The sequence below is a fragment of the Azospirillum formosense genome, assembly GCF_040500525.1.
GTDB classification, from domain to species: Bacteria; Pseudomonadota; Alphaproteobacteria; order Azospirillales; family Azospirillaceae; genus Azospirillum; species Azospirillum formosense_A.
The window spans coordinates 291275-315751 of record NZ_CP159402.1 but is presented as its reverse complement, the minus strand read 5'-3'; the positions used below and the strand labels follow the sequence as shown (position 1 = coordinate 315751).

At 69.6% G+C, this 24477-nt stretch carries 18 protein-coding genes; 12 read left to right on the top strand and 6 right to left on the bottom strand.

Translation table 11 applies throughout. The features are described 5' to 3' along the window. Positions 1-5 precede the first annotated feature (5 nt). Entirely contained in the window at positions 6-2774 is a 2769-nt protein-coding gene (locus ABVN73_RS01450) for an ATP-dependent DNA helicase (protein WP_353858612.1), read from the bottom strand. Positions 2775-2892: 118 nt separating this feature from the next. Here ABVN73_RS01450 and mtgA point away from each other — a divergent pair, with 118 nt between their 5' ends. Continuing rightward, positions 2893-3579: a monofunctional biosynthetic peptidoglycan transglycosylase gene (gene mtgA / locus ABVN73_RS01445; protein ID WP_353858611.1), complete on the top strand. Its 687-nt coding sequence runs from the start codon at positions 2893-2895 to the stop codon at positions 3577-3579. Between the two features lie 127 nt (positions 3580-3706). Here the strand turns inward: mtgA and ABVN73_RS01440 are convergent, their stop codons facing one another. Beyond that, positions 3707-4030, bottom strand: a complete 324-nt coding sequence (locus tag ABVN73_RS01440; RefSeq protein WP_014241623.1) for a multidrug efflux SMR transporter — start codon at positions 4028-4030, stop codon at positions 3707-3709. A 141-nt stretch (positions 4031-4171) separates the two neighbouring features. Here ABVN73_RS01440 and ABVN73_RS01435 point away from each other — a divergent pair, with 141 nt between their 5' ends. Continuing rightward, the gene (locus ABVN73_RS01435; protein ID WP_137139875.1) at positions 4172-5740 is read left to right on the top strand and encodes a lysine--tRNA ligase; all 1569 of its coding nucleotides are present in this window, start codon (positions 4172-4174) and stop codon (positions 5738-5740) included. Between the two features lie 619 nt (positions 5741-6359). Continuing rightward, positions 6360-7589 carry a DUF2336 domain-containing protein gene (locus ABVN73_RS01430; protein ID WP_353858610.1) on the top strand — a complete coding sequence of 410 codons (1230 nt, stop codon included), beginning with the start codon at positions 6360-6362 and terminating at the stop codon, positions 7587-7589. Between the two features lie 30 nt (positions 7590-7619). On the opposite strand, the gene ABVN73_RS01425 is transcribed toward ABVN73_RS01430, so the two are convergent. After that, a complete protein-coding gene (locus tag ABVN73_RS01425) occupies positions 7620-8126 on the bottom strand; it encodes a hypothetical protein (RefSeq protein WP_353858609.1) in 507 nt (168 codons plus the stop codon). A 272-nt stretch (positions 8127-8398) separates the two neighbouring features. Here ABVN73_RS01425 and mdh point away from each other — a divergent pair, with 272 nt between their 5' ends. The 5 genes from mdh to odhB all read left to right on the top strand — a co-directional run bounded on the left by mdh (position 8399) and on the right by odhB (position 16056). Next, positions 8399-9367 carry a malate dehydrogenase gene (gene mdh / locus ABVN73_RS01420; protein ID WP_014241628.1) on the top strand — a complete coding sequence of 323 codons (969 nt, stop codon included), beginning with the start codon at positions 8399-8401 and terminating at the stop codon, positions 9365-9367. Between the two features lie 250 nt (positions 9368-9617). Continuing rightward, a complete protein-coding gene (gene sucC / locus ABVN73_RS01415) occupies positions 9618-10814 on the top strand; it encodes an ADP-forming succinate--CoA ligase subunit beta (RefSeq protein ID WP_094303045.1) in 1197 nt (398 codons plus the stop codon). Between the two features lies 1 nt (position 10815). After that, positions 10816-11691: a succinate--CoA ligase subunit alpha gene (gene sucD, locus ABVN73_RS01410; protein WP_014241630.1), complete on the top strand. Its 876-nt coding sequence runs from the start codon at positions 10816-10818 to the stop codon at positions 11689-11691. A gap of 147 nt (positions 11692-11838) precedes the next feature. Next, positions 11839-14763, top strand: a complete 2925-nt coding sequence (locus tag ABVN73_RS01405) for a 2-oxoglutarate dehydrogenase E1 component (RefSeq protein ID WP_353858608.1) — start codon at positions 11839-11841, stop codon at positions 14761-14763. A gap of 42 nt (positions 14764-14805) precedes the next feature. Further along, positions 14806-16056 (top strand): 2-oxoglutarate dehydrogenase complex dihydrolipoyllysine-residue succinyltransferase, encoded by a 1251-nt coding sequence (odhB, locus tag ABVN73_RS01400; RefSeq protein ID WP_353858607.1) that lies wholly within the window; start codon positions 14806-14808, stop codon positions 16054-16056. A gap of 136 nt (positions 16057-16192) precedes the next feature. Here the strand turns inward: odhB and ABVN73_RS01395 are convergent, their stop codons facing one another. After that, the gene (locus ABVN73_RS01395; protein WP_353858606.1) at positions 16193-18454 is read right to left on the bottom strand and encodes an ATP-binding protein; all 2262 of its coding nucleotides are present in this window, start codon (positions 18452-18454) and stop codon (positions 16193-16195) included. A 248-nt stretch (positions 18455-18702) separates the two neighbouring features. Here ABVN73_RS01395 and ABVN73_RS01390 point away from each other — a divergent pair, with 248 nt between their 5' ends. The 3 genes from ABVN73_RS01390 to ABVN73_RS01380 all read left to right on the top strand — a co-directional run bounded on the left by ABVN73_RS01390 (position 18703) and on the right by ABVN73_RS01380 (position 21903). Further along, a complete protein-coding gene (locus ABVN73_RS01390) occupies positions 18703-20082 on the top strand; it encodes a diguanylate cyclase (RefSeq protein WP_353858605.1) in 1380 nt (459 codons plus the stop codon). Between the two features lie 116 nt (positions 20083-20198). Next, on the top strand, positions 20199-21353 hold the full coding sequence (gene zapE, locus ABVN73_RS01385; protein WP_353858604.1) for a cell division protein ZapE: 1155 nt from the start codon (positions 20199-20201) through the stop codon (positions 21351-21353). Positions 21354-21486: 133 nt separating this feature from the next. Continuing rightward, a complete protein-coding gene (locus ABVN73_RS01380; RefSeq protein ID WP_353858603.1) occupies positions 21487-21903 on the top strand; it encodes a hypothetical protein in 417 nt (138 codons plus the stop codon). 12 nt (positions 21904-21915) lie between these two features. On the opposite strand, the gene ABVN73_RS01375 is transcribed toward ABVN73_RS01380, so the two are convergent. Together ABVN73_RS01375 and pdxY are read right to left on the bottom strand one after the other, a co-directional pair. Further along, complete coding sequence (locus ABVN73_RS01375; protein ID WP_353858602.1) at positions 21916-22494, bottom strand: TIGR00730 family Rossman fold protein; 579 nt, start codon at positions 22492-22494, stop codon at positions 21916-21918. A gap of 50 nt (positions 22495-22544) precedes the next feature. After that, positions 22545-23405: a pyridoxal kinase PdxY gene (gene pdxY / locus ABVN73_RS01370; protein WP_109469214.1), complete on the bottom strand. Its 861-nt coding sequence runs from the start codon at positions 23403-23405 to the stop codon at positions 22545-22547. A 165-nt stretch (positions 23406-23570) separates the two neighbouring features. Between pdxY and ABVN73_RS01365 the strand changes: the two genes are divergently transcribed. Beyond that, on the top strand, positions 23571-24452 hold the full coding sequence (locus ABVN73_RS01365; protein ID WP_353858601.1) for a CoA ester lyase: 882 nt from the start codon (positions 23571-23573) through the stop codon (positions 24450-24452). Positions 24453-24477 lie beyond the last annotated feature (25 nt).

The window sequence follows — 24477 nt, the reverse complement described above, 5'->3', positions numbered from 1 at the left end:
GGGTCTCACCAGCCCCGCAGGAACTCCGCCGTCGCCTCGACCGCCTCCTTGATGCCGACGCGGCGGACCTCCACCCCCTCGGGGAAGGCGCCGAACAGGCGGCTCGGCATCATCGGGTCGAGCAGAACGAACACCCCGGTGTCGTCGGCCCGCCGCACCAGCCGGCCGAAGGCCTGCTTCAGCCGCAGCCGCGCGATCATGTCCTCGTAGCGCCGCCGCCCGAAGGCGTCGCGCCGGGCGCGGTGCAGGATGTCGGGGCGCGGCCAGGGCACGCGGTCGAACACGATCAGCCGCAAGCTGCGGCCCGGCACGTCCACCCCGTCGCGCACCGCGTCGGTGCCGAGCAGGCAGGCGTGCTCCTCCCCCCGGAAGATGTCGATCAGGGTCGCCACGTCCAGCGGGTCGACATGCTGGGCGTAGAGCGGGACGCCGGTGGCGTCCAGCGGCTCGACGATGCGGTCGTAGACGGCGCGCAAGCGGCTGATCGCGGTGAACAGCCCGAGCCCCCCGCCGCCCGCCGCCTGGAACAGCGTGCGGTAGGCCGACGCCACCTGCCCCAGATCGTCCTTGCGCACGTCGGTGACGACCATCACCCGCGTGCGGTTGGGATAGTCGAAGGGCGACGGCACCTGGGCGCGCAGCGCCGGCTTCGGCAGGTGGCTGGCGCCGCAGCGGTCCTCGGCCGCCTGCCAGTCCATGGCGGTGTCGCCGGTGCCGTCGGTCAGCGTGGCGGAGGTGACCACCATGCCGTGCGCCGGCCCGGCCAGCGCCTCGGCGAAGGGCACGGTCGGGTCGATCCAGTGGCGGTAGAGCCCGACGTCCACGTCGCGCCCGTCGATGCGCTCCACCGCGAACCAGTCCACGAACTGCGCCGGCGTTTCCACCGGCAGGGTCTTCAGCATGGCCCGCCACGCCTCGACCGTCAGCACGCCGCGCCGGGTCAGGCTGCGCGCCATGGCGTCGATGCGGCGGCGCTGGTCGCTGTCCAGTTCCGCGGTCTCGTCCTCCAGCCTTGCCGCCAGCCGCTTGGCCAGCCCGGCCAGCGGTTCCGCCAACCGGACCAGCGCCGCCTCCAGCGCCGCCGCGGCGTCGAGCAGTCCGTCCACCGGATAGGCCTTGTCGGCCTCCAGGCTGTAGGGGCCGCCCTGCCCCGCCGTCCGCGAATAGACCTGCCGCCGCGCGGCGAGCAGGAAGGCCTCGGTCGGTCCCTGCGGGTTGTCGGCGGACAGCCGCGCCGCCCAGCCCTCCGCCGGCAGGACGCGGGCGCCCAGCATCACCGCGTCCATCAGCTCCTGCGCCGTCTCGTCGCTGGCGACCAGATCCTCGATGCGTCGCTTCAGCCCGCGGGCGCGGCTGCGCCCGGTCTCCTCCGCCCCCAGCAGCCAGCGCCGCAGCTCCTGCGTCTCGCGCCCGGTCAGATGCCCGGCGAAGGCGCTGTCCGCCGCGTCGAAGACATGGTGCCCCTCGTCGAAGACGTAGCGGGTGGGCAGCGTCGGCTCCTCGCCGCCGCCGAGCGCCGCCTGCACCATGACCAGCGCGTGGTTGGCGATCACCACGTCGGCCTTGCGGGCGCGGCGCACGCTCTTCTCGATGTAGCAGCGGGCGTAATGGTCGCAGGCGGAGTAGATGCACTCGCCCCGCCGGTCGGCGAGGCCCAGCGTCCGCCCGCGCCCGGCGATGTCGACCAGCCAGCCGGGGAAATCGCCGCCGGTCAGGTCGCCGTCGCGCGTCGCCGCCGCCCAGCGCGCCATCAGCCCGACCCCGATGGCGTGGTGCGGCTGCATCGGCATGCCACGGACGGCCTCCTCCAGGTTCAGCAGGCACAGGTAGTTTTCCCGGCCCTTGCGCAGCACGACCTTGCGCGCCTTGGTCGCCGGCTCGGGGTAGAGGCGGTCCAGCTCCGCGTCGATCTGGTGCTGGAGGTTGCGGGTGTAGGTGGAGATCCACACCGTGCCGCCGTTCTTCTCCGCCCACACCGTGGCCGGCGCCAGATAGCCCAGCGTCTTGCCGACGCCCGTTCCCGCCTCCGCCAGAACGACGTTCGGCGTGTCGGGCGCGGGGCGCGGGGCGAAGGCGGCGGACACCGCGCTGGCGTAGTCGGCCTGCTGCGGGCGCGGCTCGGCGACCTTGCCGGGCACGCTGGCCGACAGCATCACCGACAGCCGGCGGCGCGCCTCGTCCGGCTCCACCGGGTGGTGGGCGGGCGGCGGCTCGGGCGGGCCGTCCTGCCATTCCTTGATGCGGGTCCAGACGCGCAGGCCGGCGCGGCCGGCGCCCTTCTCCGGCCCGTCCGGCTTGCCGAGCGCGGCCAGAACGGCGGGCGCCCACAGCCAGCCGGCGCGCCCCATCTCCCAGGCGAAGGCCACCGGGTCGGACGCCTCCTCCCGCCCCGGCGTGCCCAGCAGGCCAAGCAGCTTGCGCACCGCCCGGTGCAGGGCCAGCGCGTCGTCCTCCAGCCCGTCGGGGATCGGCAGGTCCAGCGCCTCGGCCAGCCCACGCGGGGTCGGCACGCAGAAGCGGGCGGGCAGCACGAAGGCGAACAGCTCCAGCAGGTCGAAGGCGGCGAAGGGCTCCGTCCCCAGCCGCCGCGCCATGGCCCGCGCGTGGCAGACGAGCGGAGGCTGGCGGCGCGCCCGCCTCGCCGCGGCGGCGGGCGGCAACTCCTCCACCTCGCCGTCGCCGGTCAGAAGGACCACGCGCCGCGCGCCGGCGACCAGGGCCGGCGCGTCATCGAGACTGAAGGACGGGAGGGAAGGCGCCGAGGTCAGATCCATGGCGCGCAGTATAGTGGTCCCCGCCGCCGCAATGCGAGCAAACCCGTGTTGACCGATCCGCCCGCCCCCTCGAAAGTGCTCCCCCGTCCTTGAGCGTCGCAGAGGAGAGGTCGAGCGCATGCGGTTTCCGGTCCGGCGTCTGCTGAGACTTTTGATGGCCCTGGCCGTCGCCCTGGTGGCCTTCAGCGTCGGCTGGGCGGCGCTCTACCGCGTGGTTCCGGTGCCGGCCACGCCGCTGATGCTGATCCGCGCCGCCGGCGGGTCCGGACTGGCGCACGACTGGGTGCCCCTGTCGCAGATGTCTCCCCACCTCGCCCGCGCCGTCATCGCGTCGGAGGACACACTGTTCTGCGGCCATGGCGGCTTCGACTGGGCGGCCATCGAGGGCGCCTTCGAGGACAACGAGGAGGGCCGGCGCCTGCGCGGCGGCAGCACCATCAGCCAGCAGACCGCCAAGAACGCCTTCCTCTGGCCGGACCGCAGCTGGACCCGCAAGGGCATCGAGGCGTGGTTCACCCTGCTGATCGAGACGCTGTGGCCGAAGAGCCGCATCCTGGAGGTCTATCTGAACATCGTGGAGTGGGACGACGGCGTCTACGGCGCCGAGGCCGCCGCACGCCACCATTTCAAGAAGCCGGCCTCGGCCCTGACCCGCCGCGAGGCCGCCCTGCTGGCCGTCGTCCTGCCCAACCCCCGCAACTGGTCGCCGAACCCGCCCGGCGCCTATGTGGCGCGGCGCGCCGGGGTCATCGAGCGGCGCATGGCGGTGGTCGAGCGCGACGGGCTGGCCGATTGCGCGAAGTAGAATGCTCCTTTTCTTTGAAGGGTACATTGGCGCCTGCATTGCCCCCTCCCCGGCCCTCCCCTGCGAAGCGGGGGAGGGCCGGGGAGGGGGCAATGCTATGCAAGCCATCACCTTTTCTTAAAAACGACTACGCCCCGCCCCCCGACATCCGCAAACTCACCACCCCCGCCACGATCAGCAGAATCCCGGCCAGCTTGAGGAAGTTCAGCGACTCGCCGAACACCCACACGCCGATCGCCGCGATGGCCGCGGTGCCCACCGCAGACCAGATGGCGTAGGCCACGCCCACCTCGATCTCGCGCAGCGCCTGGGCCAGCATCGCGAAGGCCACCAGATAGCAGGCGACCACCGCCAGGCTGGGCCACAGGCGGGTCATGCCGTCGGACATCTTCATGGCGACGGTGCCCACGATCTCGAAGGCGATGGCGACGGACAGAAACAGCCAGCTCATGCGGGTCCTCGGCGGGTGATCCACATCCAGACATGCGCCCGAACCGTGAAACGGACAAGCGGCGCCCGTTGACGGACGGCGCGCTGCGCCCTAGGGTCGCTGCCTTTCTACACTTCCGTCGAGTTTTGAAGGGGCTCTACCATGACCGGCGAGCGGGAATTGGCGTTGCAGGCGAAGGCGTGGCCGTTCGAGGAGGCGCGCAAACTGGTCGCGCGCTTCGCGAAAGAGCCGCCGGCCAAAGGCTACGTCCTGTTCGAGACCGGCTACGGTCCGTCGGGCCTGCCGCACATCGGCACCTTCGGCGAGGTGGCGCGCACCACCATGGTCCGTCAGGCCTTCCAGCGGATGAGCGACATCCCGACGAAGCTCTTCTGCTTCTCCGACGACATGGACGGGCTGCGCAAGGTTCCGGACAACATCCCGAACAAGGAGCTGGTCGCCGCCAACCTCGGCAAGCCGCTGACCCAGGTCCCCGACCCGTTCGGCACGCACGACAGCTTCGGTGCGCACAACAACGCGCGGCTGCGCGCCTTCCTCGACAGCTTCGGCTTCGAGTACGAGTTCCAGTCCTCCACCGACTGGTACAAGTCGGGCCGCTTCGACGAGGCGCTGCTCGGCGTGCTGCGGCGCTATGACGAGATCATGGCCGTCATGCTGCCGACTCTGGGCGAGGAGCGCCAGCAGACCTACAGCCCGTTCCTGCCCGTCTCCCCCTCCACCGGCCGCGTGCTGCAGGTCCCGGTGCTGGAGCGCGACGTGGACGCCGGCACCATCGTCTTCCAGGACGAGGACGGCAAGAAGGTCGAGGTCCCGGTCACCGGCGGTCACGTCAAGCTCCAGTGGAAGCCCGACTGGGGCATGCGCTGGTACGCGCTGGGCGTCGATTACGAGATGTACGGCAAGGACCTGATCCCGTCGGCCGAACTGGCCGGAAAGATCGTCAACATCCTCGGCGGCACCCCGCCGCAGGGCTTCAACTACGAGCTGTTTCTCGACGACAAGGGGCAGAAGATCTCCAAGTCCAAGGGCAACGGCCTGACCATGGAGGAGTGGCTGGCCTACGCCCCGCCGGAAAGCCTCGCCCTCTACATGTTCCAGAAGCCGAAGTCGGCCAAGCGCCTCTATTTCGACGTGATCCCGCGGGCGGTGGACGAGTATCTCGCCTTCGTCGCCAAGCTGCCGGTGGAGGAGCCGGCCAAGGCGCTTGAGAACCCGGCCTGGCACATCCACAACGGCACGGCTCCGGCGGTGCGCTCGGACGTGTCCTTCAACCTGCTGCTGAACCTCGCCGGCGCGGCGAACGCCGAGACCAAGGACGTGATGTGGGGCTTCATCAGCCGCTACGCGCCCGAGGCGACGCCGGAGAACAGCCCCTTCCTGGACAAGCTGGTCGGCTACGCAGTCCGCTACTACCAGGACCAAGTGAAGCCGACGAAGCGCTTCCGCGCCCCCACCGACGCCGAGCGCGCCGCGCTGGAGGATCTGCTGACGCGTCTGGACGCCATCCCCGCCGACGCGGCGGGCGACGTCATACAGAATGAGGTCTTCGCGGTCGGCAAGGAGCATGGCTTCACCGAGCTGCGCGCATGGTTCCAGGCGCTTTACGAGGTGCTGCTCGGCCAGACCACCGGCCCGCGCATGGGCTCCTTCATCCAGCTCTACGGCCTGGACGAGACCAAGGCGCTGATCCGCGAGAAGCTGGCCGCCTGAGCACCGCCTCTTTATCCCCTCCCCCGCGCCGCCGGCCCGCCGCGGGGGAGGGCTTTCCCAGCGGACCGGCCCCACGCCTCACGGACAATTCGCCGAACGGACGAACCGCAGCCAAGGAAAGCGGTGACCCCGGGCGTGCGCGAACGGCTGTTTCCCAGCATTCGGCGAGACGCCACGCGTCATCGTTCCGGTCGCAAACAATATTCCGGGTCCGATCGTTTGTGTTTCCACCATCCGCTCAGCCGGCTCGAATGTGTGCAAACGGTCGAAATCCTGCCCACCCGCTGGGCAAGCAACATTTTATTCCCACGCCGCCATGCGCACACCGCACCGCACCAATACCAACTTGGTATTACCATCCGCCAAGGTCAGAGCCTATCATCCGCCCCGTTACTGCTTTTGCAGTGCGTTTCCTCCCTAAACTCTTCAAGGCCGCGCCCCATCGGGGCTGCGGCCTTTTTTCTTTTCAGCCAAGGTTTTTCGACGCTTTGACATCGCCGGCCGGCGGCATCTCTGCGGGTGCGGGGAACGGTTGCGCCGGGCGGGCGGCGATGGCCGCTTCGATGACAAGTTCGGCGCCGTTAGCGGCCCGTTAACCGCGCCGTCGTTGGATAGGCGGATGCAGCCACGTCAGCCTCCCCACGCCGGTCACGGGGACGACCACCCCGGCGCGGCCCGCCCGGCGCCGCGAACGGGCATCCCCAAGGACGAGGGGGTCGACCCGGACCTGCTCGGCTATCTGTTCGACGATCCTCCCCCGGGTGCCGCGGCGCCGGAACCGGCCCGCCGCCGCGTCGGCACGGCGCTGGTCGAATCGCGGCGGGCCGGCATGGGCGACGCCGGGGTGCGCGCGCTGCTGGCGCGCAAGCTGTGCCGGCTGCTGCCCGACCTGCCTCCGGACCGCCAGGACAGGGCCACCGCCGCCGCCCTGCGCACGCTGGAGCGGCTGGCCCGCGATCACGCGACCCATGTGCGGACGGCGCTGGCCGGGGCCCTGAAGGACGTCGCCTGCGCCCCGCCCGCGGTGGCGCGCACGCTGGCCCGCGACGTGGAGCGCTCGGTGGCGGAGCCGATCCTGCATTGCTGCGCCACCCTGACCGACGAGGACCTGCTGGAGGTCATCGCCGCCCACCCGGCGGGCTGGGCGCTGTCGGCCATCGCGCGTCGGCCGGCGGTCAGCGCGCCGCTGTCCTGCGCCATCGTCGACACGGGCGACGTGGAGGCCACGGGCGTCCTGCTCGACAACGACGGCGCGGTCATCCCGGACGACCGGCTGGAGGATCTGGTGGAGCGGTCGGGCGGCCATCCGGACTGGCAGGCCAAGCTCGCCGGCCGCCGCGCCCTGCCGCAGCGGCTGGCCCTGCGGCTGGCGGAGTTCGTCGACGACTCGGTGGCCGACCTGCTGCGCCGCCGCACCGATCTGGACGCGGCGACCGCGGCGGAGGTCGCCGCCGTGACCCGCCGCCGCGTCTCCTGGGTCGAAGAGCGCGATCCCGCCGAGTCGCCGGGGCGCCGCGCCGTCCGCCTGCACCGCCAGGGCGCCCTGGACGAGACGGCGCTGGGCGACGCCCTGTCCTGGGAGGAAACGGACTTCGTCCGCGCCGCGCTGGCCCTGCGCGCCGCCGTCCATCCGGGGATCGTGGACGACATCCTGCGCTCCGGCGACCCCCGTGCGGTCACTGCGCTGGTCTGGCGGGCGGGCTACTCGATGCGCTGCGCCATGCGGGTGCAGGTCCGCGCCGCCGGCATCCCGCCGCGCGCCGTGCTGAACGCCCGCCAGGGCACCGACTACCCGCTGCCCGCGGCGGACATGGCCCGCCACCTCGCGCTCTACGGCGTCCGCTCCTGACGCCGCGGAGCGCCGCTTCCAAGCGGGGTGTTACTGGATTTCCAGGGGACGGCGGGCCGGCGCGCGCCGCGCGTCGGGGGCCGGCGTCGGATCGCTCTGGTAAAGGGGGCGCGACGGGTCGGTGTCGATCAGCTGCGGCGGGGTGACGATCTCCTCGCCCGACCCGGAATCGAACTGGATCACCGCCATCCGGCGCACCGTCTCGCACAGGGCGCGCTTGCGCAGGATCGCCGGGTCGCTCGGCCCGTCGAAGGCGACGAAGGGCACCACGATGCCGCTGCGCTCCCCCGGCGGGACCGAGGTGTACACGTAGTTCGACACGGGCCGGCAATAGAGTACGTCGGTGGCCGACGGGGCGTCCGCCGCCATGGGCGCCGCATTGGGCACCGCCGTGGTCGCCGGAGCGGCGGCGGCCGTGTTCAACGGGGCCTCGGCCAGAGCGGCCTCATAGTCTGCGACGGTTTGTCCCAAGGCCGCGCCGCCGCCTCCCAGCGCCAGGGTCGCGGTCAGGCAGAATGCCGATGCAAAGCGAATCATGGTTCTTCCCCCCTGGCCGAACGGCCGTGAAAACCTATCCAAAGAATAGTGCGCCGCACCCGCAACGCCAAATTCCTGTTTGCCGTTCCGGCCATTCGCCGTAATCGATTGCAGAGTTCCGTGTCCCGTGCTTGCGGTCACGCTTGCCCTCGGGCCGGAATCGCGCTAGGAACCGCCCTCGAAATCTCAGGGCGCTGGACCCCTAGGACGCTACACTCAATCGGTTCTGTCCTCCGCTGAATGGGGGACGCTCACGCTTAGGGAAACGCTCCATGGCTCGCAAGAAGATTGCGCTCGTCGGCGCCGGCCAGATTGGCGGCACGCTGGCTCTGCTCGCTGCCCAGAAGGAACTCGGCGACGTCGTCCTGTTCGACATCGCCGAAGGCATGCCGGAGGGCAAGGCCCTCGACCTGGCTGAAACCTCGCCGGTCGAAGGCTTCAACGCCAAGCTCAGCGGCGGCAACGACTATTCGGTCATCGAAGGCGCCGACGTCGTGATCGTCACCGCCGGCGTGCCGCGCAAGCCGGGCATGAGCCGCGACGACCTGATCGGCATCAACACCGGCGTCTGCCAGACCGTCGGCGAGAACATCAAGAAGTACGCCCCGAACGCCTTCGTCATCGTCATCACGAACCCGCTGGACGTGATGGTGTGGGTCCTCCAGCAGGCCTCCGGCCTCCCGCCGGAGCGCGTCGTCGGCATGGCCGGCGTGCTCGACTCGGCCCGCTTCCGCTACTTCCTGGCCGACGAGTTCAAGGTGTCGGTCGAGGACGTCACCGCCTTCGTGCTGGGCGGCCACGGCGACACCATGGTCCCGCTCGTCCGCTACTCGACCGTCGCCGGCATCCCGCTGCCGGATCTGGTCAAGATGGGCTGGACCACGCAGGAGAAGCTGGACGCCATCGTGCAGCGCACCCGCGACGGCGGCGCCGAGATCGTCAAGCTGCTGAAGACCGGCTCGGCCTTCTACGCCCCGGCCGCCTCCGCCATCCAGATGGCCGAGTCCTACCTGAAGGACCAGAAGCGCGTCGTTCCGGTCGCCGCCTACCTGACCGGCCAGTACGGCCAGAACGACCTCTACGTCGGCGTCCCGACGATCATCGGCGCCGGCGGCGTCGAGAAGATCATCGAGATCGATCTCTCCGCGGAAGAGAAGAAGATGTTCGATCACTCGGTCGACGCTGTGAAGCAGCTCGTCGAGGTGGTCAAGAAGCAGCAGGCTGAGAAGGCCGCCTCGTAAGGCGGCCTGTTTTTTGCCTGCGCGGCGGCCTGCGGCCCTGTCGCACCGGGGCGGACGGTTGAACCGTCCGCCCCTGGTGGTACAGTGACCGTGGACGTTCGCGCCAGCCGGCGTAAGGCTTCCTCAAGGACTCGTCCCCCCGAAGACTTGCGCCCTGGCGTGCCCGCCAGCAGGAAACGCCTGCCCGATCTTCGCCCATCGTCAGCCGACCACACCCTGTCAGCCGACCATAAAAACAGATGGACGCCCGATGAACATCCATGAGTATCAGGCCAAAGGCCTGCTGAAGAAGTACGGCGTCGCGGTGCCCCGCGGCGGCGTCGCCTACACCCCGCAGGAAGCCGAGACCGTCGCCCGCGAGCTGGGCGGCCCGGTGTGGGTCGTGAAGTCGCAGATCCACGCGGGTGGCCGCGGCGCCGGCCGCTTCAAGGACAACCCCGAGGGCAAGGGCGGCGTCCGCGTCGTCAAGTCCATCGAGGAGGTCGGCAAGAACGCCGGCGAGATGCTGAACCACGTGCTGGTCACCAAGCAGACCGGTCCGGACGGCCGCGAGGTCAAGCGCCTCTACGTCGAGGAAGGCGCCGACATCAAGCGCGAGCTGTACCTCGGCCTGCTGACCGACCGCGCCTCGGGCCGCGTCACCATCATCGCCTCGACCGAAGGCGGCATGGAGATCGAGGAGGTCGCCCACAACACTCCGGAGAAGATCGTCAAGGTCGCCATCGACCCGGCCACCGGCATCCAGGGCTACCACACCCGCAAGGTCGCCTTCGCCCTCGGCCTCGAAGGCAAGCAGGTCTCCGCCGCCGCCAAGTTCATCCAGGCCGCCTACCAGGCCTTCGTTGACCTGGACTGCGCGATCGTCGAGATCAACCCGCTGATCGTCACCGGCTCGGGCGACATCCTGGCGCTCGACGCCAAGATGAGCTTCGACGACAACGCCCTGTTCCGCCACAAGGACGTCGAGGAGCTGCGCGACGAGGCCGAGGAAGACCCGGCCGAGATCGAGGCGGCCAAGCACAGCCTCAACTACGTCAAGCTGGACGGCAACATCGGCTGCATGGTCAACGGCGCCGGCCTGGCGATGGCGACCATGGACATCATCAAGCTGTACGGCGGCGAGCCGGCCAACTTCCTCGATGTCGGCGGCGGCGCCACGAAGGAGCGCGTCACCGCGGCCTTCAAGCTGATCCTCTCCGACCCGAACGTCGAAGGCATCCTGGTCAACATCTTCGGCGGCATCATGCGCTGCGACGTCATCGCCGAAGGCGTGGTCGCGGCCGCCCGCGAGGTGCACCTGCACGTTCCGCTGGTCGTCCGCCTGGAAGGCACGAACGTCGAGCTGGGCAAGAAGATCCTCAGCGAGTCCGGTCTGCCGATCCTGTCGGCCGACAACCTCGCCGACGCCGCCGAGAAGGTGGTCAAGGCCGTGAAGGAGGCCGCGTAAGATGGCTGTTCTCGTCGATAAGAACACGAAGGTGATCTGCCAGGGCTTCACCGGAGCCCAGGGCACCTTCCATTCCGAGCAGGCGATCGCCTACGGCACCAAGATGGTCGGCGGCGTCACCCCGGGCAAGGGCGGCACCAAGCACCTCGACCTGCCGGTCTTCGACACGGTGGCCGACGCGGTCGAGAAGACCGGCGCCAACGCGTCCGTCATCTACGTGCCGCCGCCCTTCGCGGCCGACGCCATCCTGGAGGCGATCGACGCGGAGATCCCGCTGGTGGTGTGCATCACCGAGGGCATCCCGGTGCTCGACATGGTGCGCGTCAAGCGGGCGCTGGGCAACTCCAAGACCCGTCTGATCGGGCCGAACTGCCCGGGCATCATCACGCCCGACGAGTGCAAGATCGGCATCATGCCGGGCCACATCCACAAGCGCGGCAAGATCGGCATCGTCTCGCGCTCGGGCACGCTGACCTACGAGGCGGTGGCGCAGACCACCGCGGCGGGGCTGGGCCAGACGACCTGCATCGGCATCGGCGGCGACCCGGTGAACGGGACGAACTTCGTGGACAGCCTGGAGCTGTTCCTGAAGGACCCGGAGACCGAGGGCATCATCATGATCGGCGAGATCGGCGGCGACGCCGAGGTCAAGGGCGCGGAGTTCATCCGCGACTCCGGGACCAAGAAGCCGGTCGTCGGCTTCATCGCCGGGCGCACCGCGCCTCCGGGCCGCCGCATGGGCCACGCCGGTGCGGTGATCTCCGGCGGCAACGACACCGCCGACTTCAAGATCGAGTTCATGAAGTCCGTCGGCATCGCCGTCGCCGACAGCCCCGCGAGCCTGGGTTCCACCATGCTCAAGGTCTTCAAGGGCTGATAAAGCGGGGGCGGAACCCCATATTCCCGCCCACTGCCGAAGCACCGGCGGCCCCGTGTCTCCTCCCGGAGATCCGGGGCCGCTCGGAGCCCAGCGACAAGCAAAAAAACTCTCTGAGGGAACCGGGCAAACGCCCGAGGCAAACATATGTCCGCTAATCTGGAGAAGACCTCGTTCCTGTTCGGCTCGAACGCCGAATATGTCGCGGAGTTGTACGCGCGCTTCCTGAAGGACCCCTCCTCGGTGGATTCGAGCTGGAACGGCTTCTTCAGGGAGCTGGACGACGACTCCCGCGCCGTCCTGAACGAGCTGAACGGCCCGTCCTGGAGCCTGGAGGAGGGCACGCTCGCCAACGGCGCGCTCGACCCCGTCGCCGCCTCGCTGGAAAGCATCGGCGCCCCGGCCGCCAGCAACGGCAACGCCGGCCTCGTCGCCCACGCCCAGCAGGTCTATGGCGGCATCAGCCACCAGCAGCTGCGCGCCGCGACGCTCGACAGCATCCGCGCGCTGATGCTCATCCGCGTCTACCGCGTGCGAGGCCACATGAACGCGCATTTCGACCCGCTGGGTCTCGAGAAGCGCGAGCCGCACCCGGAACTCGACCCGGCGACCTACGGCTTCGGCCCGGGCGACATGGACCGCCCGATCTTCCTGAACTACTCGCTGGGCCTGGAGACGGCGTCGCTGCGCCAGATCCTGGAGATCCTGCAGAAGACCTACTGCGGGAACATCGGCGTCGAGTTCATGCACATCCAGGACCCGGAAGAGAAGGCCTGGATCCAGGAGCGCATCGAGGGCGGGCGCAACCACACCGACTTCACGGTGAACGGCAAGCGCGCCATCTACGAGCGGCTGATCGCCGCCGAGGGCTTCGAGAAGTTCCTGCAGCTCAAGTACACCGGCACCAAGCGCTTCGGCCTTGAGGGCGGCGAGTCGATGATCCCCGCGCTGGAGCAGATCCTGAAGCGCGGCGGCCAGCTCGGCCTCAAGGAGGTCGTCGTCGGCATGGCCCACCGCGGCCGCCTGAACGTGCTGACCAACTTCATGGGCAAGCCCTTCGCCGCGGTCTTCTCGGAGTTCCAGGGCAACCCGTCCAGCCCGCAGGACGTGCAGGGCTCGGGCGACGTGAAGTACCATCTGGGCACCTCGTCGGACCGCGACTTCAACGGCAACATCGTCCACCTGTCGCTGACCGCCAACCCGTCCCACCTGGAATGGGTCAACCCGGTCGTGCTGGGCAAGGTGCGCGCCAAGCAGGCGCAGCGCAACGACCTGGAGCGCGAGCAGGTCATGGGCGTGCTGATCCACGGCGACGCCGCCTTCGCCGGCCAGGGCATCGTGGCCGAGACGCTGGGCCTGTCGGAGCTGCGCGGCTACCGCACCGGCGGCACCGTGCACTTCATCATCAACAACCAGATCGGCTTCACCACGAACCCGACCTACTCGCGCTCCGGCGTCTACTGCTCGGACATGGCGAAGATGGTCCAGGCGCCGATCTTCCACGTCAACGGCGACGACCCCGAGTCCGTCGTCCACATCAGCCGCATCGCCGCCGAGTTCCGCCAGAAGTTCAAGCGGGACGTGGTGATCGACATGGTCTGCTACCGCCGCCACGGCCACAACGAGGGCGACGAGCCGGGCTTCACCCAGCCGCTGATGTACAAGAAGATCCGCGCCCACGCGACCACGCGGGAGCTGTACGGCAAGCAGCTCGTCGAGGAGAACGTCCTCACCCAGGCCGAGTCCGATCAGATGATCCAGGACTTCATGAAGAAGCTGGAGGGTGAGTTCGAGGCCGCCAACTCCTTCAAGCCGAACAAGGCCGACTGGCTGGAAGGCAAGTGGTCGGGCCTGGAGGCCGCGAAGACCGACGACGAGCGCAAGGGCAACACCGGCGTGGCGATCGACGTGCTGCGCGAGGTCGGCAACAAGCTCTGCGAGTACCCGAAGGACTTCGCGATCAACTCGAAGATCGCCCGCCAGCTCGAAGCCAAGAAGAAGTCGCTGGAGACCGGCGAGGGCATCGACTGGGCGACGGCGGAAGCGCTCGCCTACGGCACGCTGCTGGTCGAGGGCAACGGCGTCCGCCTGTCGGGCCAGGACTCGGGCCGCGGCACCTTCTCGCACCGCCACGCGGTGATGTACGACCAGAACAACGAGAACAAGTACATCCCGCTGAACCACCTGCGCCCCGACCAGGGTCCCTTCGAGGTCCATGACAGCCCGCTGTCCGAGGCCGCCGTGGTCGGCTTCGAATACGGCTACTCGCTGGCCGAGCCGCACAGCCTCGTGCTGTGGGAGGCGCAGTTCGGCGACTTCGCCAACACCGCCCAGACCATCATCGACCAGTTCCTCTCGTCGGGCGAGTCGAAGTGGCTGCGCATGTCCGGCCTCGTTCTTCTGCTGCCGCACGGCTACGAGGGCCAGGGTCCGGAGCACTCCTCGGCCCGTCCGGAGCGCTTCCTGCAGATGTCCGCCGAGGACAACTGGCAGATCTGCAACCTGACGACCCCGGCGAACCTGTTCCACGCCTTCCGCCGCCAGATGCGCCGGCCCTTCCGCAAGCCGCTGGTTCTGTTCACGCCGAAGTCGCTGCTGCGCCACAAGCTGTGCGTCTCCAGCCTGTCGGAGCTGGCCGAGGGCACGAACTTCCGCCGCGTGCTCGGCGAGACGGCGACCGACCTGCTGCCGAACGAGGAGATCCGCCGCATTGTGGTCTGCACCGGCAAGGTCTATTACGACCTGCTGCAGGAGCGCACCGCGCGCGGCATCAAGGACGTGGCGCTGGTCCGGCTGGAGCAGCTCTACCCGTTCCCCCGCTCCGCCCTGACCGAGGAGTTCGCCCGCTACCCGAACGCCGAGGTGGTGTGGTGCCAGGAGGAGCCGGAGAACCAGGGCTACTGGGCCTTCGTCGACCGCCGTCTGGAAGGCGCCCTCACCTCGATCGAGCACAAGGCCTCGCGCCCCAGCTACGTCGGCCGTCCGGCCTCCGCGTCGCCGGCCACCGGCCTGCTCAAGCGTCACAACCAGGAGCAGGCGAAGCTTCTGGAAGACGCGCTCGTCATCCGCTGACTCGACGCCCAGGCGTAGAACAAGAAAGTACGAGAGGAACTTATGGCTACCGAAATCAAGGTCCCCACCCTGGGCGAGTCCGTCTCCGAGGCGACCGTTGCCCGCTGGCTGAAGAAGGTCGGCGACGCGGTCGCCGCCGACGAGGCGCTGGTCGAGCTGGAGACCGACAAGGTCACGCTTGAGGTGAACGCCCCGTCCGCCGGCACGCTGGCGGAGATCGTCGCCGCCGACGGCGCCAACGTCGGCGTCGGCGCCCTGCTGGGCGTCCTGGGCGAGGCCGGCGCCGCCGTGGCCGCCCCGGCCAAGGCCGCCGCTCCCGCCGCCGCGCCGGCTCCGGCCGCCGCCCCGGCCGCTGCTCCGGCCCCGGCGGGCAACGCCGCCCTGGCCGACGCCGGCCCGGCCGCCCGCAAGATGGTCGCCGAGAAGGGCCTCGACGCCGCGCAGATCGCCGGCACGGGCAAGGACGGCCGCATCACCAAGGGCGACGTGATCGACCACGCCGCCAAGCCGGCCGCGGCCCCCGCCGCCGCTCCGGCCGCGGCACCCCAGAAGTACCAGTGGGCCGCCGGCACCGCGGGCGACCGTCCGCGCGCCGCGCAGGAGGAGCGGGTCCGCATGACCCGTCTGCGCCAGCGCATCGCCGAGCGTCTGAAGGAGGCCCAGAACAGCGCCGCCATGCTGACCACCTTCAACGAGGTGGACATGACCAACGTCATGGCGCTGCGCAACGAGTACAAGGACTTCTTCGAGAAGCGCCACAAGGTGCGTCTCGGCTTCATGTCCTTCTTCGTGAAAGCCGCCATCCAGGCGCTGAAGGAAATCCCGGCGGTCAACGCCGAGATCGACGGCACCGACCTCGTCTACAAGAACTACTACGACATCGGCGTCGCCGTCGGCACGCCGCAGGGTTTGGTGGTTCCGATCGTCCGCGACGCCGACAAGCTCGGCTTCGCCCAGATCGAGGGCAAGATCGGCGAGCTGGGCAAGAAGGGCCGTGACGGCAAGCTGTCGATGGACGAGCTGACCGGCGGCACCTTCACCATCTCCAACGGCGGCGTCTACGGCTCGCTGATGTCGACCCCGATCATCAACCCGCCGCAGTCGGCCATCCTGGGCATGCACAAGACCCAGGAGCGTCCGGTCGTCGTGAACGGGAAGATCGAGATCCGCCCGATGATGTATCTGGCCCTGTCCTACGACCACCGCATCATCGACGGCAAGGAAGCGGTCACCTTCCTCGTCCGCATCAAGGAGAACATCGAGGACCCGCGGCGCCTGCTGCTGGACGTCTGAGATACCGACAAAGGGAATGCGGGGGCACCGTCCTCCGCACCCGACCGCGGGGGCTTCGGTCCCCGGACCTCGAAAAGGCGCCTCGCGGCGCCTTTTTCTTTGCCGTCCGGACGGCGGACCCTTGCCTTCGCCGGCATCACACCAGCGCGGCGGCGATCCTCGCGGCGGTGTCCTCCGGCTTCACCACCCGCTCGGCGGGCAGGCGCAGCGTCATGGTGGTGCCGGCGCCGGGCGTGCTGTCGCAGGCCAGCGAGCCGCCGTGCAGCTCCATGAAGTTCTTGGAGATCGACAGCCCCAGCCCGGTGCCCTCGAACTGGCGGCTGGCCGAGTTGTCGGCCTGCCGGAAGGGCTGGAACAGATGCTCCATGAACGCCTTCGGAATGCCGATACCGGTGTCGGCCACCGAGAGGGCCAGGGCGCCGTCCTCCTCGACGCGCGCGGCCAGGGTGACGCTGCCGCCCTCGGGCGTGAACTTCACCGCGTTGGACAGCAGGTTCAGCAGCACCTGCTTGAAGGCGCGGCGGTCCACCCAGACGGCGGGAAGGCCGCCCGTCACGCCGTTGCGCAGGTCCACGCCGTTGTCGGCGGCACGGTCGCGGACCATGGTCAGGCACTGGGCCACCGCCTCGCAGGGGTCGATCACCTCTTCGGACAGCTCGTAGCGGCCCGCCTCGATCTTCGACATGTCGAGCACGGCGTTGACGATGTCGAGCAGATGCTTGCCGCTGTCGTGGATGTCCTTGGCGCAGGATTTCTGGCGCTCGTTCAGCGCGCCGAAGAACTCGCTGTCGAGGATTTCCGAGAAGCCGATGATGGCGTTCAGCGGCGTGCGCAGCTCGTGGCTCATGTTGGCCAGGAATTCGGACTTGGCGCGGTTGGCCATTTCCGCCTGGCTCTTGGAGGCGAGCAGCTCGGCCTCCTGCTGCCGGCGCTTGGTGACGTCGCGGATGACGCCGACGAAGACGCGGCGCGGCGCCCCATTCTCCTTCGCTCCCCTCCCCTCCGGTTCCCCCTCCCCGTCCGGCCCGCCCAGCCGCAACGCGCTGACCGCGAGGTTGATCGGGAAGGTGCTGCCGTCGCGGCGCAGCGCCAGGACCTCGCGGTCGTTGCCGATGATGCGCGAGCCGGTGTTCGGGCGGTAGCCGGCCATCGAGCGGTCGTGGCCGGCGCGGAAACCCTCCGGCAGCAGGATGTTGACGCTCTGCCCCACCACCTCCGCCTCGGCGTAGCCGAACATGCGCTCCGCCGCGGGGTTGAAGGTCTCGATGATGCCGTGGGAATCGATGGTGACCACCGCGTCCACCATGGATTCCAGAATGCCGCGGATGCGGCGGGAGGCGCGCTGCAGCCGGTTCTGGTCCTCCTCCCGCCGGGACTGCTGCCGCTCCACGTACCAGGTCAGCAGGGCGATCACCATGGACATGGCCAGCCCCATGGCGATCCACACGGCGCTGTCGCGCTTCCACTCGCCCAGCGCCTCGGCCTTCGGCAGGGTCGCGGCGACGGTGAAGGGATAGTCGGCGACGCGGCGGACGCTGGCGATGCTCGGGCGTCCGTCGGTGGGCAGCACGGTGTCCAGCGTGGCCGCGTCCCGCGTGCGCAGCGCGGCGTCCACGTCCGGCCAGTCGGCCAGCGTGGCGAGGCGCCGCCGTCCCTCGTCCCAAGGGCGGTGGATCAGCACCGTGCCGTCGGCCAGCGCCAGGGTGACCGTGCCCTCCAGCCCCAGCCGCAGCCCCTCGAAGCCGGCCCCCAGGCGCAGCGGGTTGATCATGGCGACGACCACCCCGGCGAAGCTCCCGTCCGGGTGGGACCAGCGGCGGCTCATCGGAATGACGTAGGTGCCGGGGAAGGCGATGCTGGCGATCGGCGCGCCGACGTGAAGCCCACCGTCCGACGCGCCCTCGTCCCGGTGGACCGCGAAATAGGGCCGGTTGGTCAGGTCGAAGGCCGGCGGGCTGCTGTCGGCGGAATGGTGCAGGATGCGGCCCTGCTCGTCCACCACGACCAATCCGGACACCGGGCTGATGGCGTCGCGCCGGTTGCGCAGAAGGGCGTTCACCGACGGCGCCGCCGCGGTGCGGGCCTGCGGGTGGGTGTCGAGGACGGTGACCAGATCGGACAGCAGCAGGTCCACGCTGAACACCGTGCGGACGGCCTGCTCCTCCAGGATGCGGGCGAGGTTGCGGGTCGAGCGCTCGGCCCCCTGCACCGCCTCGGTGTGGCGCTGCCAGACGCCGTAGCCGATCATCGTGTTGACCACGACGATGAAGGCCACACCGGACGCCCTCATCAGGAAGCGCACCGACCCCAGCACCTCGAACAGCCGCTCCCCCAGTCCGGCGGGACCCGTTCCGGAGGGCGGCAGGTTCGCGTCGCGAACCGGATTGCGGCTGGCCATGGCTGTGAACAACTCTCCGCACGCCGTCCAAACGGGGCCGCTGAGGGACCGCCCGCGTGGCATTGCCCAACGTAAGACGGTACCGCCACCGGTCACCGTCAATCTCGCGCGAAAACCATAATGGAAGTTTAACCATAATGCACCAATGAAGCCGATCGCCGGGATGCGCGATTGCCGCTTTGCCTGACGCGCTCCGGGCGTTAAGACTTCGGGGGGATCGGGGACGGTTGCGCAAAGGAAAAGGGACGATGGACAGCCAGAAAGACCGCAAGGCCGCGATCCTTGCCGCCACGCTGTCGTCGCTGTGGACCGACACCGAACCCGCCGTGCGGGAGCGCGTGACGGCCATCGCGCTCGCCGAGGCCGAGGCGATCTCGGAAATCTTCTACGCGATCCTGCTGGACCGCCCGGACAGCAACACCTTCCTCAGCCATGCGCTGGTCCAGGAACGGCTGCGCCCGTCGCTGGCCCGCTGGATCACCGCCCTCTTCACCGCCTCCACCGGCGAGGCCATCGCGGCGGTGCTGGAGCAGAATTACCAGGTCGGGCTGATCCACGCCCGCATCAACATCCCGCTGACCCTGGTCAACGCCGGGATGCGGATCATCAAGAAGGAGCTGTCCGCCCGCCTGCTGGCCGCCGACCTCAGCCGCGCGCAGACCGCGTCCGCCATTCTGTTCGTCGGCGAATTGCTGGACACCGTGCTGGACAACATGCACGAGGCCTATCTGGGCGACCTGCTGGGCAACGTCCGCCACCAGCAATCCCTGAAGATGTTCATGAGCGGCCCCAATCTGGCGCTGGAGGGCGAGCGGCTGAAGTCGTCGCTGTTCGACTGGCTGCGCAACACGGTGGTGTCCTTCTACGCCCATGAGGACAGCAACCACGCGAACCCGCCGCCCATCGAATCCTCCGATTTCGGCCTGTGGCTGAACCACAAGGCGGAGCTGACCTTCGGCCGGGTGACCGAGCTGGACCTCATCCGCGACCGCACGAACCGCATCAGCGCCAAGGTGTCCGCGGCGGTGGACGGCGGCTGGGTCACGCCCGCCTTCGTCAAGGAGCTGAACAACGACGTCACGGAGATCGCCTACATCCTCGGCACCATCATCGAGAAGGCCATGGAGATCGAAAGCGGGCGCGACCCGCTGACCCGCCTGCTGACGCGGCGCTTCATGCCGGCGATCTTCCAGCGCGAGGTCGCCATCAGCCTGCGCCACGGCAAGCCGTTCGCCGTGCTGTTGATGGACGCCGACCATTTCAAGACGATCAACGACACGCTGGGCCATCAGGCGGGCGACTCCGTCCTGTCGGACATGGCCGAACTGCTGCACTCCCACGTCCGGGCCGGCGACTTCGTCTTCCGCTACGGCGGGGAGGAGTTCCTCATCCTGCTGACCGAGATGGACGAGGCGGCGCTGCGCGTGAAGGCCGACCAGCTGCGCCGCATGGTCGAGGAGCACCGCTTTCACGGCGCCGGGGACGGCGGGAACGGGCTGCGGGTCACCGCCTCGATCGGGGCCGCCCTGCACGAGGGACACCCGGATTACGAACACACCGTCCGCCGGGCCGACGCCGCGCTCTACGAGGCCAAGCGCCAGGGCCGCAACCGCGTGGTGATCGCCTGAATGATGATCGCCTGAAGGCTGATGGCCCGAGCGCATCTGCATCCCGGCATCGGGCGTTGCCCCGCGGTGCGGCATCGGCTACGTAAGACCTTTCCCTGCCGAGACCCGCGAATTCCATGTCAGACGGACCGCTTTCGCTCTACCGGGCCCGCCGCGGCACCGGGACGCTGCGCCCCGACCCCGACCAGGAGCTGGCCGCCGAGAAGCTCCAAAGCCTCTACAAGGCGCTGAAGGGCTACAGTCCCCAGCCCGCCGAAAAGGCCGGAGGGGCGAAGGCCGGCTGGCTGGAGCGGTTCGGGCTGGGCCGCCCGCGTTCCGAACCGGCGGAGGCGCCGCAGGGCCTCTACATGTACGGCGGCGTCGGGCGCGGCAAGTCGATGCTGATGGACCTGTTCTTCGACACCGCCCCGGTGGAGAAGAAGCGCCGCGTCCATTTCCACGAATTCATGCTGGAGGTGCACGAGCGCATCCACCAGCATCGCCAGGCGGGCAAGAGCAAGGGCAAGGACGCCGACGACGCGCTGCCCGAGCTGGCCCGCGCGCTGGCCGACGAGGCGTGGCTGCTCTGCTTCGACGAGTTCCACGTCACCAACGTCGTGGACGCGATGATTCTCGGCCGGCTGTTCACCAGCCTGTTCGACCTGGGCGTGGTGGTGGTCGCGACCTCCAACTGGCCGCCGGACATGCTCTACAAGGACGGTCTGCAGCGCGAGCTGTTCCTGCCCTTCATCGCCCTGCTCAAGGAGAAGCTCGACGTTCTGGCGCTGGAAGGGCCGACCGACTACCGGCTGGACCGGCTCCAGGGCAAGCCCGTCTATTTCTGGCCGCTCGGCCCGGAGAGCGACGCCAGGATCCGCCAGACTTTCGAGACGCTGACCGACGGCGCCCGGGGCGAGCCGACCCATCTGTCGGTGCAGGGCCGGAAGGTGGAGATCGCCTGCGCCGCCAAATGCGTCGCCCTGGTGGATTTCTGGAGCCTGTGCGGCAAGCCTCTGGGCGCCGCCGACTACATCGCCATCGCCACGCACTTCCACACCGTGCTGATCCACGGCGTGCCGACCATGAAGGACGAGCTGCGCAACGAGGCCAAGCGCTTCATGACGCTGATCGACGCGCTCTACGAGCACAAGGTCAACCTCGTGGTCGCCGCCGAAGGCCCGCCGGAACGGCTGTACCCCGAGGGCACCCACGCCTTCGAATTCGAACGCACGGTCAGCCGCCTCATGGAGATGCAGAGCGAGGACTACCTGCGCCAGCAGCACCTGACCTGAAGGGCCGGGCCGGCGCGCCTCCACCCGTGTTACCACGGCGATGCCGCCCTACTCCCGTTTCGCGCCGCAGATAAAGGGGCGCCCGACGTTGTATTGCTGAACGTCGGTCCAACGGCGAGGGAGAGGGCGAAGCATGCCTTGGCGGTCCCGGTGCGGTGCACTGACGCTGGCGCTTTTTCTGACGGCACCGATCCAGTCCGCCCCCGCCGCCGCGGCGGCGGGCAGCGTCGACTGCTGGCTGCTCGAGGGGGACGCGCTGACCCAGGCGCGCGCCGGCGGCTGGTGCAAGGACGCCTTTTCCCGCAACTCGCAGACCGGGGCGGCGCCCGCCGTCACGGTCACCGCGGCCCCCCTGCCCGCCCGCAAGCCCGACCCGCCCCCGAAGAAGCGGGTCGTCACCGTCCAGCGCAAGGCGAAGGCGCAGCCGGACTCTCAGGCGGCGGCCATCGTCCGCCCCGCCGGCCGCGGCAACGCGGTCGCCGAGGTGGACTTCGGCACCCAGTTCAAGCGCGACTGGAACGCCCTGATGAAGAAGCTCTTCGAGCCCTGAGGAACCGCGGGCTCAGGTGCGGGCCTCGTCCAGCCACTTCCGCACCGCCGGCGGCTCGTAGGCGGCGAAGGCGTCGAGGATGCCCGGCGCCGTGTCGCGGACGATCAGCATGTCGCGGTGCTTGGGCTGCATGAAGCGTTCTTCCGCCACATGGTCGAGGAAACCGGCCAGCCCGTCGTAGAAGCCGGAGGCGTTGAGCAGCCCGCAGGGCTTGTCGTGGCGGCCGAGCTGCGCCCAGGTCCACACCTCGAACAGCTCCTCCAGCGTGCCGATGCCGCCGGGCAGCGCGATGAAGCCGTCCGACAGCTCGGCCATCAGGGCCTTGCGCTCGTGCATGGTGGAGACGACCCGCAGCTCCTGGAGGCCCTGATGGCCGACCTCCTTGTCCATCAGGAATTGCGGGATGATGCCGGTGACCGTGCCGCCCGCCGCCAGGACCGAGTCGGCGATCCGCCCCATCAGGCCGGTCCGCCCGCCGCCGTAGACGAGGCCGATGCCACGTTCCGCCATGTGGCGGCCGAGCTGCTCCGCGGCCTCGCCATAGGCCGGGTTGGTGCCGGGGTTGGACCCGGCATAGACGCAAATCCGCATGTCGTTCCTCTGTGCGCGCCGTCTCTTGGACGCGTGTCGTAATGGGTGGCTTACCGGACGCGGGTGACCGTGAAGCGCTGGCTGGGGTTCACGAACTCGTCCTGTGCCGCGATCAGTTGCAGCTCCCGCGTGCCCATCCGGCGGGTGGTCTGGAAGATGGCGTAGATGGCCGCCGCCGCCTGCTCCAGCGCTTCGGCCGGATCGAAGGCCTTCAGGTAATGGGCCAGGAACAGGGCGGCCACCGCGTCGCCCGACCCGTTGGGCGGCGGGTCCAGCGGCAGGCGCGGGGTGGAGACCAGCCACGCGCCGTCGCGGTCGTCGGCCAGCATCTCGATGTGGCCGGGGTCGGCGTCCTTGCGGGTCAGGCTGGTCACCAGGACCAGCCGCGGACCGCGCTCCCGCAGGGCGGCGGTGGCGGCCAGCGCGTCGTCCAGCGTCTCCACCGTCCGGCCGGTCAGATACTCCAGCTCGAACTGGTTGGGGGTCATCAGGTCGGCGGCGGGGACGGCGTGGTCGCGGATGAACTCCGGCAGGCCGGGACGCACGAAGAAGCCGCGCCCGACGTCGCCCATCACCGGGTCGCAGGCGTAGACGGCGCGCGGGTTGGCGGCCTTCAGCCGGGCCGCCGTCTCGACGATCACCTGTCCCAGCCCGACGTCGCCCATGTAGCCGGAGAGCAGCGCGTCGCAGCCGGGCAGGACGCCGCGCGCGGCGACGCCGTCCATCAGGTCGGCCACATGCTCGGCCGTGAAGACCTGCCCGGTCCATTCGCCGTAGCCGGTGTGGTTGGAGAACTGCACCGTGTTCACCGCGATGGCGTCGCAGCCCAGCCGCTGCAGCGGGAACACCGCGGCCCGGTTGCCGACATAGCCGTAAGCGACGTGGGACTGGATCGAAATGACGGTCTTCATGGGCGGACGATCCGAAAGGTTGGGGGCGCATCCTAAACCGTCCGCGCCACACGCTGGGGATGTTTCCATGCAGACCAGAGTTTCACGCCTTACGCGCCGCATGGACAGGGCGCGCTCCTGCGGCTAATCCTGCGGCAACGACACAAGAACGCCTGAGGGAATGCCATGGCCGCCTCCGCCCGCCCGCGCCGCAGCGTGCTCTACATGCCCGGCTCCAACGCCCGCGCCCTGGAGAAGGGGCGCAGCCTGCCCGCCGACGGCCTGATCCTCGACCTGGAGGACGCCGTGGCCCCCGACGCCAAGGCGGAGGCCCGCGCCACCATCCAGGCGTCCATCGCCGCCGGCGGCTATGGCGGGCGGGAGCTGGTGGTCCGCACCAACGGGCTGAACACGCCCTGGGGCTACGACGACCTCGTGATGGCGGCATCCAGCGGGGCCGACGCGGTGCTGCTGCCGAAGGTGGAGAGCGCCGACATGGTCCGCCAGGCCGAGGCGGTGCTGCGCGCCAACGGCTCGCCGGAGGGACAGACCATCTGGTGCATGATGGAGACACCGCTCGGCATGCTGAACGCCAGGGAGATCGCCGGAGCCAGCCCGAAGCTGGGCGGGCTGGTGATGGGCACCTCAGACCTCGCCAAGGACCTGCACGCGGCCCACACGCGCGACCGGCTGCCGATGCTGACCAGCCTGGGCCTCTGCCTGCTGGCGGCGCGGGCCTACGGCCTCGCCATCCTCGACGGGGTGCATCTCGACCTGAACGACGAGGCGGGCTTCGCCGAGTCCTGCGCGCAGGGACGGGAGCTTGGCTTCGACGGCAAGACGCTGATCCACCCCAAGACCATCGCGGCCTGCAACGCCGCCTTCGCGCCGAGCGGAGACGAGGTCGCCCAGGCCCACCGGATCATCCAGGCCCACGCCGAGGCCGTCGCCCAGGGCAAGGGGGTGGTTCTGGTGGACGGGCGGCTGGTGGAGAACCTGCATGTCGAGAACGCCCGGCGCCTCGTCGCGCTGGCCGAGGCGATCCGGGCGCTGGAGGCGGCGGGCTGACGCCCACCGCCCCTCTCGTCGACTG